The organism is Curtobacterium sp. MCPF17_051 (assembly GCF_003234595.1).
Lineage (GTDB): Bacteria > Actinomycetota > Actinomycetes > Actinomycetales > Microbacteriaceae > Curtobacterium > Curtobacterium flaccumfaciens.
Genome location: NZ_QKSE01000002.1, coordinates 56,079 through 69,966, shown reverse-complemented (window position 1 = coordinate 69,966; position 13,888 = coordinate 56,079). Strand labels below are relative to the sequence as shown.

Genomic DNA, 13,888 nt, shown 5'->3' with positions numbered 1-13,888 from the left:
CGGCTTTCGGAACGACTTTGAGGGCGCCGATCGTCGTCAGGGCTGCAGTGCGCGACTCATCTCAAGCAGCCGCATCGTCTGATTGCCGGGACGGCGGTCGCCGAGGAGCTGTAGGGGACGGTATCGGCCGGTGGGATGGAAGCCTTGCCGCGAGTAGAAGCGCATCGCTGGTACCGCGTGCTCGTAGACGTACAGCCGCAGAGTTGGGCCGCGTCTGGCAGCCCAGTCAACGACGTTTTTCAGGAGCGCGTCTGCGATGCCATGACGACGGCCTCGGAAGTCGGGGCTGACGTACACCCCGGTGAGTACCGGGGCCATCCCGTCGACATCACCGTGCTGGGCGCTCATCATTCCCACCCAGCGTCCTGACGTGCGCTCGATCGCGGCCACGCTTGTCGAGTCGGGGCCGTCCCCGCGCTTCGCGCGCAGCCGCCAGTCGCTCTCCGTCATGTGGAGCGTGTACTCCAGGCTGGCCCCGTAGGAGATCGGATTGTCGGTCGCATTCTCGATGCGAAGCTCACGAACCCGCTCCCAGTCATCTTCGGTGGTGGTGCGGATCAGGAACAGCTGGGCCATGCAGCCACGGTAGCGATGAGCAGCGTCCCGGAAACCGATCGGCTACCGGCGGGCCGGGGTCGTCTTGGCGAGCGGATGAGGGATCACGGGCAATCCGTTCTACGGTGTTGCAATGACGAGTGACGTCGAGGGCGGACCTGGCTGGGTCATCCGGGGCGCTGACCTTCGGCCAGCGATCACCGATCTCGCGAAGTTCCGTGACGGCATGGCAGGTGACCCGCTGGTTGCAGTCATTGAACTGTTGTGGACCGGTCACGCGCAGAACGCCCTCGAGCGCCTCGAACGACTCCCAGAGAGCATGCGCGTGCGAGCACTGATCGCAGACTGCAAACGTGATCTGGGTGATCACCTCAGCGCGGTCCGGGAGTATGACCGACTCGTTGCGGAGTGCGCTGGAACAGCCCGGGAGGCCGTCATGCGGCAACACCGAGCGAAGGCGTTGCTCGCCGCCGGCCGCGCGGACCGAGCAATCGAGGACTTCCGTCAAGCGGTCGAGCTCCGACGCGGACACGACACCGCTCTTCTCGCCTCAGCCGAGCAAGGTCTCGCCGCGGCCCAAGCAGCCGCACTCCGGCCACCGCTGGCGTAGCAATCTGTCTCGCTGACGAGTCGTTCAACGGACGTGCTTGCTCGAAGCCGCCAGGCGGGGACCCTCGATGGTTCTGGTCCCGGGTGGGGCTCCGCTCTCGGACGCCTACGTCTGAGAGCGGAGCTGAGGATTTAGCGGTTGGGGTGCGCTTGTCGGTTGACGCAGCGGTAGACGGTTGCGCGTCCGATGCCGAACAGCTCGGCGAGTTCGGCGACCGAGTGCGTGCCAGCTTCGTGGACCTCGAGGAGGTGGCGTTGTTGCGCGGGGCTGAGTTTGGGTTGCCGGCCGCGGAGGTGGCCTTTCGCTTTCGCGATCTGCATTCCTTCGCGCGTTCGGGCGCGGATGAGGTCGGACTCGAACTCGGCCACCATCGCGAGGACGTTGAACAGCAGTCGGCCGATGGGGTCGTTCGGGTCGTGGACGGAGCCGCCGATGTTGAGCTTGACGTTCTTGGCGGTGAGTTCGTCGACGATGTCCTTCGCATCGCGGAGGCTTCGTGCGAGCCGGTCGAGCTTGGCGATGACGAGTGTGTCCCCGTCACGACAGGAGGCAAGCGCTTCGCGCAGCCCTGGTCGTGATCTATTCGTGCCAGTCAGGCCATGATCGGTGTGGATGTTGGGCGGGAGGACTCCAAGCCGTTCCAGCGCGACGCGCTGGGCGGTGAGGTCCTGTTCGTAGGTTGAGACGCGGGCGTACCCGATGAGTAGAGCGTTCATGGCGCGAGGATCCGCCGACTTCCCGAGTCCGCCTCGTCTCGCACCGCGATCGTTGACCGGGCGCGCATGGGGATTGGTGGGATGCTTCCGGTATGCAGGCGAACATCCGGCTGGTGACCGTCCATGGCGAGCAGCAGGGCCGCGATGCGGACCTGGACCATGTGCAACAGTTCGAGGTTGAGACGGACGCTGGCCACAGGTACCTCGTCGTGTGTCAGGGCCCTCCTGTTGGCTCACCGTCGGACTGGGATGTGTCCAGCGCAGAGGATCGCCGCCCGGTGGGTCATGTGCGTCTGCTCGGGGCGGGCATGTCGGGCGCTACGACCTACCGATTCAAGAAGGCTGGAGCGCTCTTCGCCGGCGGGAAGCAGATGGACCTCTGGAACGCGGTGCAATCGCTCCTGGAGTGACTTACGACCGGTAGCCGATCCCCTACCGAGGCGGTCACCGGAGAGGGCAGAGTTTGGTGGTCGACGAGCCACTCGACGGCGATAGCAAACTAAACCTTTCATCCGGTATAGTTTGAAGGATGCATCTCTCCTCCCGTCGCAGATGGACCCTGCTCGCCGTGGTCACAGCGTCGTTGCTTCTGATCTCCCTGGACAACTCGATCCTCTACACGGCCCTACCGACCCTGACCGAGGAGATCGGCGCCACCGCGAACGAGGGTCTGTGGATCATCAACGCGTACCCGCTGGTCATGGCGGGTCTGCTGCTGGGAGCCGGAACACTCGGCGACCGCGTCGGGCACCGGCGGATGTTCCTGACCGGAATGAGCATCTTCGGGATGGCGTCACTGGTTGCTGCGTTCTCCCCGAACCCGGAGGTCCTGATCGCAGCACGAGCGATCCTGGCGGTTGGTGCGGCATCGATGATGCCGGCGACGTTGGCGTTGATCCGGGTGGCGTTCACGAACGACCGTGAGCGCAACGTGGCGATCGCGGTGTGGGGTAGCGTCGCGGTGCTCGGCGGTGCGCTGGGGCCGATCGTCAGCGGTCTGCTGCTCGAACAGTTCTGGTGGGGGTCAGTGTTCCTGATCAACGTACCTGTCGCCGTCATTGCCCTCGTCGCCGCCCTGTTCGTCGCCCCACCGAACGACCCTGATCCGACAAAGAAGTGGGATTTGCTTTCGTCGGTGTACGCGATGATCACGCTCGTCGGGGCAGTCGTTGCGATCAAGGAGATCGCACATCGTCCCCCGTCGGCGCTCGTGATCGGTGGGGCGCTGGCCGCCGCGGTCATCGGTGCCGTGCTGTTCACTCGCCGTCAGGCCCGGTTGCCGTATCCGTTGCTCGACTTCACCATCTTCCGGAACCCCGCGTTCTCTTCTGGGCTTCTCGGGGCTGGCCTGGGCATGTTCGCGTTCGCGGGCGTTCAACTCGTGACGACGCAGCGGTTCCAGCTCCTCGAGGGTATGACCCCGTTCCACGCGGGTCTGCTCGTGGCGCTGATCGCCGTGGGGACCCTCACCACCTCGCTCGCTGGCGGTTTCGTGCTTCACCGGGTCGGTCTACTTCCCCTCATCGCGGGCGGACTGGCGCTGAGCGCCGTCGGTGTGGTGATCATCGCGGTGTCCTTCCACTCTCTGAACGGCTGGCTGTTCCTGGGGCTGATCGTCCTCGGCGCCGGCTCCGGCGCGACGATGTCGGTCGCGTCCACGGCGATCGTCGGCAACGTGCCAGCCCGACGTGCCGGCATGGCTTCTTCAATCGAGGAAGTGTCGTACGAAGTGGGGAACCTCAGCGCTGTCGCGATCCTGGGCAGCATCGTGACTGCGATCTACTCCGCACTCGTGCGGCTCCCGAGCGGCATCGTGAACGCTGATCAAGCGCGTGAGAGTCTGTCCGCCGCGGCGGAAGCCGCACGAGCTTCGGACGATGGCCGCAGCATCCTCATTGCCGCCGGCAGCGCGTACGACACGGGCTACTTCGTGGTGATGGTGATCGTCGCATCAGTACTCGGTGTTGGGGCCATCGTCACCGGGATCCTTCTCCGCAGACACGGACCGGGATCGAACGCGACCATCCCGGACGCAGACCACTGACCTGGAAGGGCCTCTTCATGCGCGAGAGCAAACGCACCCTCGTTCTCGAATCCGCGGCACGGATCGTCGAGTCCTCGGGGATCACTGCGGTCACGTTCGACTCCGTTGCCGTCGAGTCAGGCCTCACCAAGGGCGGCCTGCTGTACCACTTCCCGACCCGGGAAGCCCTCCTCGAAGCGCTCCACGAACACGAAGCCGCTCGCTGGGAACAGCAGCTCCTCGATGCCCTTGAGGTGCCGTTCGACACCTCGACACGGGAGCAGCGTCTCGCCGCGTACATGGCAGTATCCATGCGGTCCGCCTCGACAGCGGAACTCATGCTCCTGCTCGAGGCAACGTTCACCCCGACGCACGCGGAATCCTGGCGGACCGTCCTCAACCGCTGGACCGTCGGCGATGCAGCCACCGCGGCCGCGATGCCGATCGACCACCTCATCGTGCGGCTCGCGGCCGACGGGTTGTGGATGCACGAAGCCACCGCCGGCTTCGCGTTCGACGCCGCCACCCGAGAAGCGCTCCGCGAACGTCTCACGGAACTCCTCACCCGATCCACCGAGACCGACGGCGACCGGTAGACGATCGGCTATCGGACGCCGCGGCTACGTGTGGTGATGGAGCATGCCATCGGTCCGGTCGTGAGCGCATTCGTCGGCGACAGGGTCTTGATCGGCTATTGGGCCTGCAACCCTTGAGCGCGTGTACCAGTGTCAGACTGCGCGGTGGGCTCGATGACGAGGGGCGCGATGAACCAGATTGAGGGCGTCGACGCTGAACGTGCACGGTTAGAACGCGTCGCGTGGGGGTCCGCATTGACACCTGCGGATGCGGCCCGCGCGCGGAGCGCCCTTGCCGCCCTGAGCAACGCTGAGCCCGACGCCGCCGACCGCACCGCGCTCGGACACGAGGTGTCTGACAGCAAGGAGTCTGAGGTCGGGGGCGTGGGTATTGCTACTGCCGCCGAGGAGCGTGGGGCGGGTGTCTGGCGGCGAGGCGGCCGCTTCCGCGGTACCAACCACCGGGTTATGTGGGCCCTTGGCGCAACCGCTGTCGTGATCGCCTTCGTCGCGGGTACTGCGGTCGGTGTGTCCGTGGGTGGCCGCGCCGTCGAGCCGGCGTCGACTGTGACGCCGGCGACCGGGGCGGTGGCGGTCGACCGGCGGCTCGAGCAGCCGCAGACCGCTGCTGACCTGCCGCCGGCGGGGATCGTGACGTCGATGGAGTCCTCGAGCGCCCGGCTGGTGTTCACGAATCGTTCGCTGTCGGGCGACGATGCGGCGACGCCGTGGAACGTTTGGGCCGGGGTTGGGCGGGACGGGTCGACGATCTGCCTTGTCGCGTCGGCTGATCAGCTCGAGGGGACGAGTGCTTGCTACCCGCGGCGGGCGGCGCTGCTCGGGCAGGTGTCGCTGTCGGCGACGGCGCTCAGCGGGACGTTGACGGTCCGCTTGGTCGGCGGTGGGGTGCGGGCATCGGTGGTGACTGGTTCCGAACCGATGTACACCGCCGGTCCGGTCGACTAATGCAGCCTCCCGTCCCGGCGCCCGACCCCGTACCTAGGGCGCGATCCACTTGATGGGCAGCTCGTGTGTAAGTACGGTGCAGCCGACCGTTCACCGATCTTTTACCGGACGACGCTATCCACTTCGCAGTCGGCCCTGTCTCGTAAACGGCCGGCACGACGCAAACGCTGCCGAGCTCCTGCGACACACGGCTGCGAGGGGATCAACGCTGGGTCTGCTGCGGCACATAACCGTGTTCCTGATACGCAGCGTCGGCAGGCCGAACCCCTCGTCACGCTTCGACGACGGACCCCAGAAGGACACTGAGCCGGTCACGGTCTGCAGCAGGGACATTATTGAGTAGCGGTGCAAGCGCTGCGAAAGTCCGTTCCTCGACTTCCGCGGCGAAGGTGTGCCCTCGCTGCGAGAGGGCGACTGTGAAACCGCGCTTGTCGTTGGCAGCGGGCTCGCGTTCGACGAGGCCGCGTCGTTCGGCGCGTGCGATCAGGCCCGACGTGCTGGAGCGATCTGTTCCGAGCGCCGCCGCCAGCTCAGCCATACGCAGTCGCCGGTCCCGGAGGATCGCAAGCATCCGCAACAGCGTCAGCGACATGTCCTCCTCGGCCGACAGCTTCGCGAGTCGCCCCATCACCTCGAACGACACTCGTGCGAGCAGTTCAGGGAGTTCTCGTTCCTCTGGCGTTGACATAGTTCGTAACCGCTCTTCCTCGCGACTGATATGCGGGATGTGTCCCGGCATGCTTGTACCGAAATCTCCGACCAGCCAGGGTCCCCGCCGTCTTCTCCGTCTACGAGCAGATGCTCGAGGCGATCGAAAACGGCACGCTCGACACTGTTCTCGGTGTCCCTCGAGACCGCAGAGCCGAGTGGCCCGGGAATCCTGCGACTGTTCGGGACCGACCTCAACATGGAGGGACTCGAGCTCGAGCCCGATGCACACGCGGCGAAACGGGAGATGTTCGCCGAGTTCTTCAGCCGCGACCGTACTGCGCGCGCGTGATCGGGGATCTGGAGCGCAACCACTGACGGACCGGAGGCCCGGTGCCAGCTGGCATCGTCCCTCCAGGCTCGGCCGTCACCCCGCTGGCGCGGTGCGCCGGTACCGGCTGGTGGGGCCCACCTCCAGTCCATCACGTGCCACGCGCGATGAGTTGCTCGTGGTGGAGCTGGAGTTGCCGTCCGCACCGCTGTGCAACCCGCTCACTGTGGGTGACGATCACGAACCTGGTTCCCGCTTGCTGCAGCCGGTCGAAGAGGGCGAGCACGTCGTCTTCGGTCGTCTCGTCCAGTGCGCCGGTGGGCTCATCGGCGAGGATGACGGCGGGGCGCTTCGCGATGGCTCGAGCGATCGCGACGCGCTGCGCTTCTCCTCCTGACAGTCGTCGTGGGCGCTTGGCCGAAAGATGAGTGATGCCGACCGCCTCGAGGGCGTCATGTGCTCGGGCGGTCGAGTCAGCGCGAGCAGGAACTCCGAGCCGGACGTTGTCGAGCACGCTGCGGTCGCCGAGGAGGCTGTGGTCCTGGGTGACGATGCCGATGTGTTTGAGTCGGTGCGCCGCCATCCGGTGAGCGGTGCGCTCGAGCACGTGCCCGTCGTGCTCGTAGGTCCCGCCGAAGTCGGTGTCGAGGCCGGCGAGGATTCGGAGCAGCGTGCTCTTGCCGGATCCGCTGCGCCCGGTGATCGCGACTGAGCGATCGTCCTCGCGAAGGTCGAAGTCGAGTCGGTCGAACAGTGCTCGGGTCGATCCGTCGGGCTCGGTGATGGTCTTCGAGACATCGCGCAGCACGATCATCGTGAGGTACCTCTTCGGCGTTGAGTGGTCAGTGCGATGCGGACGGCTCGTCGATCGAGTGCGCCGTCCACCACACACCAGAAGAGCAGGGCGGTGCCGGCGCCGAGTCGAGCCATCGCACTGTCGTTGGGGAGCAGCGCGCTGGTCGCGAGGAACAGCCCGAGCGCGGCGGTGTACTCGATCAGGCGGCTTGGGCGGAACAGTCGGTTCGTGGCATCCGGGCTCCTCCCGAGGAGATGGTGCACCCGCGCCACTGGCGCTCGATGGTGATGCAGGAGCCGGTTGAGGAACGACGTGATGATGCCCACGCCCGCAGTGAGGACGACGAGCAGCGCGGTGACGAGCACCAGGTTGTCCTGGATGAGCTGGCGAACGAGGGAGAGCTGCACGAGGTAGGTCGGTACTCCGAGCAACGTGTACGACCTGAAGCCGGTGTCGTCTCCCATGTCGTCAAGACGCGCGACGACGTCCCCGAAATCGAGGTTGTGATCAACGGCGAGGTCGGCGTTGAGCACCTGGAACACCAGGCGCCCGAACAGCTCGGGATCCAGCCGGTCGAGTGCTGCTCGCTCGAGTCCGGCGAGTGTCGGCGGGTAGGGCACGATGATGGTGTCATCGAGGTAGTGGTTGGCCTCACCGCGGAAGTACATGGCGCTGTTCGGTTCGAGGAAACCAACGACTTCGAGTTCCTGCTCCTGCAGGATGACCGCTCCGGTGAGTCGCTCTCCGAGCTCGTACACGCCGCGGTACTCGTTGCCGAGCAGCACCGGGATCCGGCCGGATCCCCAGTCGACAGCGTTCCACTCGATCGGCTTGCCGTCCTGCACGGAGAGCCCCGCGAACTCGTACGCGGTCTCGTTGAGCTGGATGGACTTGATGTCCTGAACGCTCCGTCCAGACTCGTCCTGGTACTTCCCGTTGAGCGTGTACTCGGTGCCGTACCCGACGTCGAAGCGGTCGTCGCCGCGGAAGTCCTGGACGGTGACGGGCTGGTCGTACGAGGAGATGAAGTCGAACCCGGGCTCGTCGTCGATGCGGTCGGCGAATGATGCGACTGCGTCGAGCGCGTGCTGGTCTCGCCGGATCGCTTCGAAAGCGTCCGGGTCGAGATCGTCGATCACCGTGTAGAGGTCGACGTCGGCATCGGCGGACAGGCCCTGGGCCACGGCCTGCGATGTGGACTGGGTGAACGATGCCACGTTGTACCAGCAGAGTGCGAGCAGCACGAGCAGGACGATCTTGGCGACGATGATCGTCCAGTTGGACCGGAGGTCGTTCAGCAGTTCCATCGTCGGGTTCCCTGCCAGAACGAAGCGACGGCGACGGCGAGCATGACCGTTCCGACCGCGACGACTGCGGTGGTGACGTCGAGGTCGAGGCTGGTGGTCTGCCTGACGAGCGCCGCGCCCGCGAGGGCAGCCGTAGAGGCGGCGGTGCCGATCGCAGCCACTCTGGCGGCCGCGCTGCGAAGGGTGTTCAGTGGTCGGATCCCCGTGGTGAATCGGACGGCGGCGGCGCGGAGTTCCCATCGTCCAGCTTGCAAGCCAGCGACGACGGCGACGAGCACGACGACGAGTGCGCCCAGCGCGACCAGAACTGGCGACACAGCGTCGACGTTCGTCCTGCGGTTCGTGCCGTCGTCGATGATCTCGACGCTCCTGTCGGGGAACTGTGCGCTGTAGTGGTGGGCGCTGCTCGGGCCGTCCAGGAGTAGCCGCTGTGGTGACGCGGAGAACCGCGACGGATCGGCGATGACCACCTCATCGGACAGCAGACTGTCGGCGCGGACGCCGAGACGTCCCACCACGTTGTAGGTCGTGCCACCGACCGCGATGTCGTCACCGTGGACGCTGACGTCCGCGCCGGCGAGGGCTTCGCCGGGACCACTGGTCAGGGCATGCCCTTCGTGCAGGGGGACATCTGTCCACCGTCCCGACAGGATCGCAACGGCGCGGACACGATCATCGAGTTCCACGAACACCTTGGTTCCCGGTTCGAAGGCGCTCCGCGCACGCTCGAGATCGTCGAGGGTCGCGGTCACCCACGCGCTCTGGCCCGTGCGGAGGTCATTGCCTTCCGCGGCGATCACACGTCGGCGAGCGTCGAACACCCCGATCAAGACCGCCAACAGCGTGGCCAGCAGGAGCAGGCCCGCGATTGCCGTGATCTGTTGCTTCGTCACGTCTTCTCCTCACGCCGCAGCGGGTGTACATGCTCACGAGCCGTTAACATGTCAGACGTAGAACGTTTTGTCGAGCAACCTTATTTTCGGTCGCAACCGTCCTGCGGACGCCTGATCGGGGATCTGCAGCGCGACCGCGGACGGACTGGAGGCCCGGTGCCAGCTGGCACCGGGCCTCCCGTCCGTCGATCAGTTCCGCCCAGGGCGACAGATCAGGCGGGCTCAGGCACGCGCGCGCCGTCGCCGGCTCCGCAGCGTCCACACCAGTCCACCGGCCGCGAGCAGTGCCGCCGCCAGCAGCCCGAGGGGGAGTAGGTTCGCGCCCGTCCAGGCCAGTGCGCCGCCCGGGTCGCTGCCCGCATCCGCGCCACCGTTGCCCGGCGCTGCCGCGCCCGGTGTGCCGGATCCGCTGTCACCCGGCGTCGGAGCGTCGCTGCCCGGAGTGCCTGCGCTCGGCGACGTGGTCGGCGCCGGAGCAGCCGCAGCCACGACGGTGAAGGCGGCCCGAGCCAGGGCCACACCGTCGACCGATGCGGTGACGGTCACCCGACCGGACGCCGCGCCCGGCACCCGCAGGTCGGCCGAGAACGCACCGCTCGCGTCAGTGTGCGCGGTGGCCCCGCCGATGCGTGGCGCGGTCGCCAGCGCCACATCGGTGTCGGCCGGGAACCCGCTGCCGGTCACGGTCTGCGTGTCGCCGGCATCGACCCGAGGCGACTCGACCCGCAGGGCCGGGGTCGCCGCAGCCTTGCTGCTGAAGGCCACGACCGTGCGCTTCGTCACGGACCGCTCGTCGACCGGCACGCTGATGGTGCGGGTGCCGGCGTCGTAGGTCCACGCGGTGTTCGTGATCACTCGGCCGTCGATGGTGACGGTGCGGGGGCGGTCGGCGTTCGTGAACGTCGCCGTCCACGAGCGGTCCTGCACCTGGCCGGCGAAGGAGCCGTCGGCGGGGGCGATGGCGAGCGAACCGCCGGTCGCCTGCTGGGTGTAGCGGACGGCGGTGGAAGCGCTGCCCGCCGCGGCCTTCGCGGACGCGGCGGCCGTGGTCATCGCGCTCGACTTCGCGGTGTCGGCGGCGTTGTCCGCAGCGCCGTCCTCGCCGGCGTCTTCGTGCAGGTCGAACGAGCCGTTCGCTCCGGTCGCCACCGTCAGGGTGACGGCGTCGAGCGGTGCGGCGTCGTTCTTGACCTGCTCCGAGCGGGTGGGGACGATGCCGCCGCTCTTCACGAACACCGGCATGCTGTTCAGGTCGGTCGTCACGTCGGCGGTGGTGCCGCCCGCGTACGTCTTGCCGGTGAACCAGTCGGTCCACGAGCTGCCGGCCGGGAACCAGACGGACCGGGTCGCCTTGCCGGAGTCGTCGTTCGCGGTGGTGACCGGGGCGACGAGCACGTCCGGGCCGTACAGGTACTCCGAGCCGGCCTGGGCGTAGGACTCCTGCGCCTCGGGGTACTGCAGGTAGAGCGGCTGCAGGATCGGCGTGCCGGTCTCGGTGGCCTGGGCCGCGAGCGTGTAGGTCAGGGGGACCAGGGCCTCGCGGAGGTTCAGGAACTGCTTGGCCGAGGCCTCGGCGGCGGCCGGGTACTGCCACGGCAGCCGGTCGCTGTGGTTGCTGTGCAGGCGGTCGATCGGCTGGAAGGTCCCGAGCTGCACCCAGCGGGCGTAGAGGTCCTCGGGCAGCTGGGTCGTGCCTTCCTCGGCGCCCTCGATGCCGTACTGCCCGCCGTTGTGGCCACCGATGTCGTGGCTGACCGAGGCCAAGCCGGTCGCAGCGGACTCACCCGGGGTGTACCCGACCTCGGCGAGCAGCATGTCCCACGACGACGTGGTGTCGCCGGTGAAGTGCACGGTCGTGCGCTTGTCCGCCCACGGTCCGGTCGGGACCGCCTGCGGGTTGCCGTAGCCACCGGCGGTCAGCGAGCCGTACGCCCGCGAGAACGCGAGCCCCCGGCCGCCGAGCGCCTGGTCCGTGTACTTCGCGTACTGCTGGTTGATGAACGCGTCGGGGGTGACGCCGTTCGCGGAGTACTTCGAGTTCTCGCTGCAGCACCAGTCGAGCCACCACATGTCGACGCCCTTCGGCTGCAGCGAGGTGTGCAGGTCGAAGTAGGCCTTCAGCTGGTCGGGGTCGGACCAGTCGAACAGGTACCGGTCGCCGTCGCCCTTGGTGAGCTTGCCCTTCGCAGTGGCCTGGGCCTTCGCGAACTGCGGGTCCTGGCTCGAGATCGACGGGTGGATGTTGAGGGTGTTGTGGATGCCCTCGGCGTGCCAGTCGGCGAGCAGGCCGGTCATGTCCGGGATCCGGGACGGGTCGACCGACCAGCCGTTCCACTTGCTGTCGCCCTGGTTGGTGGTGCTGCCGATCTTGTAGTCGGTGTCGATCGCCATGACGTCGACGGGCACGTCCTCGTCCTCGAACTGCTTCGCGATCGCCAGGTAGTCGGCCTGCGAACGGTCGTAGTACTCGGAGTACCAGACGCCGTACGCCCAGCGGGGGAGCAGCTTCGTCGGACCGGTCAGGACGGCGAGCTCCTGCAGGGCATGGCGGTAGTCGGAGCCGTACCCGAAGACGTAGCCGTCCTGGTAGCGCTCGCCGCCGTGGTCACCCGCCGGCGTGACGGTGTCGTTCGCCTGGTCGTACAACGCCGAGGCGCTGTCGTCGAGGAGTGACCAGCCGTCCTGGTAGAGCAGACCCGGGTTCGTCTTCACGGATCCGTTGGCGGTGTCGAGGTCGCGTCGGTACCCACCGAGCGGGGCGTGCGCGGCGAGGACCGGCGACGCGGTGTCGACCACGGCGACGGTGTCGAAGTTCACGTTGCAGTTGTTCGCCACGGTCGGGCACCCGATCACGACGTCGTTCCTGCCGGCGGCCAGGTGCACCGGCACGGTGGCGGTGTTCCAGTAGTCCCAGCCGCTCGTCTTCGGGAGCGGTGCAGTGGTCGCCTGTTGACCGGCCGGGGCCGCGGTGAGCGTCGGCGTCCCGGCGGAGCCGTTGGCGTAGCGGACCTGCAGGGCGTAGTCGCCCGCGGCCGGCACGCCGGTGACGTGGGTCGTCAGCTGCGCCCCGGCACGCTCGAACCCGGCGACGAAGCCGGTTCCGGCGAAGCCGTTGTGGTTCGTGGCGGTCGTCGCAGGGGCTGTCCGTGCCGAGTCCTCGGCCTGGCACACGGTGCCGAACGCGCAGTCCTCGCCGGTGACCGTGGTCGACGGCTCCGGGTAGGCGGCACCGGTGCTGACCAGGGCCAGGCTGTCGACGTTCACCCGGCCGGAGTCGTCCGCGGTGCGTTCGATGCGCACGCGGTGCTCGCCCGCCGTCAGGTCGAGCGTCGTGGCGGCGGTGGTCTTCCAGTCGTCCCAGTTCGCGCCGGGTGCGAGCCGGATCGTCTTGGCGGCTCCGCCGTCGACGGTCACGCTGAGGGTGCGGGTGGCGACCTGGCCGTCGCCGCCCTGCGAGTTCGCGTAGCGCAGGGCGAGGTCGTACGATCCGGCCTGCTCCGCCGTGGTCGTGAAGGTCATGGCGTTGCCGACGGACTCGAAGCCCGCGGCGAACCCGGCTCCGGTGAAGCCCGTGTGGTCCGTGGCGAGGGACAGACCGGTGAGTCCGAGCGTCTCGGCCTCGCAGAGCGACCCGATCGTGCAGGACGGGGTCGGCGTCGACACCCACGGGGTGCCGGTGACCCGCTGGCCGGACGCCGTGGTCACGGTGGTCTGCAGGGTGTCCTGCGTGAACGCCCCCGAGCCCTCCTTGTAGCGCACGGTCATCGCGCCCGTGTCGAGCGTCAGCCAGCCGTCCCGCTCGGTCTTCGTGAACGTCGTCGGGGCGAAGTCGTCACGCCCGATGACGTTGAAGGTGCTGCCGTCGGTGAACTGGGAGTCGCCGGCGTACTCGGTGCGGATCAGCGTGGGGGAGAGCACCTCGAACCGGGCCTGGCCCGAGATGACGGTGCGCGCCGCTGCGGGGTCCGCGGCGGCGGGGATCGCGGCGATCCCGAGCATGCCGAGGGCGGTCGCAGCGACGATGCCCGACGACAGCGCGCGGCGCAGCCCTCGGGAACGGAAGGAGATGGGGCGCAAGTGGGTGCTCCTCGTGGACGTCGTCGTCCATCGGGCCGTGCAACGGCCGTGACCTGCGGGCCGTCCCTGCGGCGGCCCGTTTACAACGCTGTAAACCATACGACGCGGATGGCCCCCGAGGAAGGGGCAGCCGTCGGCGGCTCGTTTCGCGGCTCCCGCCGCACCGGTCAGTGTCGTGGTCGCGTCGTGCGCGGCCCTGGACTCGAGCCGCTGACGGACTGGAGGCCCGGTGCCAGCTGGCACCGTGCCTCCAGGCTCGGCCGTCACCCCGCTGGCGCGGTGCGCCGGTACCGGCTGGTGGGGCCCACCTCCAGGCTCGGCCGTCACCCCGCTGGCGAGCGCCGTTCGTGGAGGGTTGCTGCAAGCATTCGCTCCCGCGTTCCGCCTCGTG

At 67.9% G+C, this 13,888-nt stretch carries 13 protein-coding genes; 6 read left to right on the top strand and 7 right to left on the bottom strand.

The genetic code is table 11. From position 1 onward, the window contains the following. Nucleotides 1-36: 36 nt before the first annotated feature. Entirely contained in the window at nt 37-576 is a 540-nt protein-coding gene (locus tag DEJ35_RS01760) for a GNAT family N-acetyltransferase (protein WP_110859296.1), read from the bottom strand. Between the two features lie 112 nt (nt 577-688). Here DEJ35_RS01760 and DEJ35_RS01755 point away from each other — a divergent pair, with 112 nt between their 5' ends. Beyond that, the gene (locus tag DEJ35_RS01755; RefSeq protein ID WP_110859297.1) at nt 689-1,165 is read left to right on the top strand and encodes a hypothetical protein; all 477 of its coding nucleotides are present in this window, start codon (nt 689-691) and stop codon (nt 1,163-1,165) included. Between the two features lie 131 nt (nt 1,166-1,296). Here the strand turns inward: DEJ35_RS01755 and DEJ35_RS01750 are convergent, their stop codons facing one another. Beyond that, nucleotides 1,297-1,881, bottom strand: coding sequence for a recombinase family protein (locus DEJ35_RS01750; RefSeq protein WP_083295199.1), 585 nt, complete (start codon nt 1,879-1,881; stop codon nt 1,297-1,299). Nucleotides 1,882-1,973: 92 nt separating this feature from the next. Here DEJ35_RS01750 and DEJ35_RS01745 point away from each other — a divergent pair, with 92 nt between their 5' ends. The 4 genes from DEJ35_RS01745 (at nt 1,974) to DEJ35_RS01730 (ending at nt 5,445) form a co-directional block, all read left to right on the top strand. Beyond that, complete coding sequence (locus tag DEJ35_RS01745; protein WP_110859298.1) at nt 1,974-2,291, top strand: hypothetical protein; 318 nt, start codon at nt 1,974-1,976, stop codon at nt 2,289-2,291. Between the two features lie 119 nt (nt 2,292-2,410). After that, the gene (locus DEJ35_RS01740; RefSeq protein ID WP_110859299.1) at nt 2,411-3,925 is read left to right on the top strand and encodes an MFS transporter; all 1,515 of its coding nucleotides are present in this window, start codon (nt 2,411-2,413) and stop codon (nt 3,923-3,925) included. Between the two features lie 17 nt (nt 3,926-3,942). Then, nucleotides 3,943-4,500 carry a TetR/AcrR family transcriptional regulator gene (locus tag DEJ35_RS01735; RefSeq protein ID WP_111123131.1) on the top strand — a complete coding sequence of 186 codons (558 nt, stop codon included), beginning with the start codon at nt 3,943-3,945 and terminating at the stop codon, nt 4,498-4,500. A gap of 168 nt (nt 4,501-4,668) precedes the next feature. Then, nucleotides 4,669-5,445, top strand: coding sequence for a hypothetical protein (locus DEJ35_RS01730; protein ID WP_111191931.1), 777 nt, complete (start codon nt 4,669-4,671; stop codon nt 5,443-5,445). Nucleotides 5,446-5,716: 271 nt separating this feature from the next. On the opposite strand, the gene DEJ35_RS01725 is transcribed toward DEJ35_RS01730, so the two are convergent. Then, nucleotides 5,717-6,184 carry a MarR family winged helix-turn-helix transcriptional regulator gene (locus tag DEJ35_RS01725; RefSeq protein ID WP_111090567.1) on the bottom strand — a complete coding sequence of 156 codons (468 nt, stop codon included), beginning with the start codon at nt 6,182-6,184 and terminating at the stop codon, nt 5,717-5,719. Between the two features lie 102 nt (nt 6,185-6,286). On the opposite strand from DEJ35_RS01725, the gene DEJ35_RS17130 reads away from it, so the two are divergent. Beyond that, a complete protein-coding gene (locus tag DEJ35_RS17130) occupies nt 6,287-6,445 on the top strand; it encodes a hypothetical protein (protein ID WP_181435470.1) in 159 nt (52 codons plus the stop codon). 130 nt (nt 6,446-6,575) lie between these two features. Here DEJ35_RS17130 and DEJ35_RS01720 read toward each other — a convergent pair whose 3' ends face one another. The 4 genes from DEJ35_RS01720 to DEJ35_RS01705 all read right to left on the bottom strand — a co-directional run bounded on the left by DEJ35_RS01720 (nt 6,576) and on the right by DEJ35_RS01705 (nt 13,497). Then, a complete protein-coding gene (locus DEJ35_RS01720; RefSeq protein ID WP_111191930.1) occupies nt 6,576-7,238 on the bottom strand; it encodes an ABC transporter ATP-binding protein in 663 nt (220 codons plus the stop codon). Beyond that, nucleotides 7,235-8,527, bottom strand: a complete 1,293-nt coding sequence (locus tag DEJ35_RS01715) for a hypothetical protein (protein ID WP_111191929.1) — start codon at nt 8,525-8,527, stop codon at nt 7,235-7,237. Before DEJ35_RS01715 ends, DEJ35_RS01720 begins: the two co-directional genes overlap by 4 nt. Next, complete coding sequence (locus DEJ35_RS01710; protein WP_110859305.1) at nt 8,515-9,420, bottom strand: hypothetical protein; 906 nt, start codon at nt 9,418-9,420, stop codon at nt 8,515-8,517. The genes DEJ35_RS01715 and DEJ35_RS01710 overlap by 13 nt, the downstream gene beginning before the upstream one ends. A gap of 222 nt (nt 9,421-9,642) precedes the next feature. Beyond that, nucleotides 9,643-13,497, bottom strand: coding sequence for a TIM-barrel domain-containing protein (locus tag DEJ35_RS01705; RefSeq protein ID WP_220036863.1), 3,855 nt, complete (start codon nt 13,495-13,497; stop codon nt 9,643-9,645). Nucleotides 13,498-13,888 lie beyond the last annotated feature (391 nt).

Bases quoted from the DNA above. Each gene is read 5' to 3' on its own strand.
- DEJ35_RS01760 (WP_110859296.1), bottom strand. From the start codon at position 576: ATGGCCCAGCTGTTCCTGATCCGCACCACCACCGAAGATGACTGGGAG.
- DEJ35_RS01755 (WP_110859297.1), top strand. From the start codon at position 689: ATGACGAGTGACGTCGAGGGCGGACCTGGCTGGGTCATCCGGGGCGCT.
- DEJ35_RS01750 (WP_083295199.1), bottom strand. From the start codon at position 1,881: ATGAACGCTCTACTCATCGGGTACGCCCGCGTCTCAACCTACGAACAG.
- DEJ35_RS01745 (WP_110859298.1), top strand. From the start codon at position 1,974: ATGCAGGCGAACATCCGGCTGGTGACCGTCCATGGCGAGCAGCAGGGC.
- DEJ35_RS01740 (WP_110859299.1), top strand. From the start codon at position 2,411: ATGCATCTCTCCTCCCGTCGCAGATGGACCCTGCTCGCCGTGGTCACA.
- DEJ35_RS01735 (WP_111123131.1), top strand. From the start codon at position 3,943: ATGCGCGAGAGCAAACGCACCCTCGTTCTCGAATCCGCGGCACGGATC.
- DEJ35_RS01730 (WP_111191931.1), top strand. From the start codon at position 4,669: ATGAACCAGATTGAGGGCGTCGACGCTGAACGTGCACGGTTAGAACGC.
- DEJ35_RS01725 (WP_111090567.1), bottom strand. From the start codon at position 6,184: ATGCCGGGACACATCCCGCATATCAGTCGCGAGGAAGAGCGGTTACGA.
- DEJ35_RS01720 (WP_111191930.1), bottom strand. From the start codon at position 7,238: ATGATCGTGCTGCGCGATGTCTCGAAGACCATCACCGAGCCCGACGGA.
- DEJ35_RS01715 (WP_111191929.1), bottom strand. From the start codon at position 8,527: ATGGAACTGCTGAACGACCTCCGGTCCAACTGGACGATCATCGTCGCC.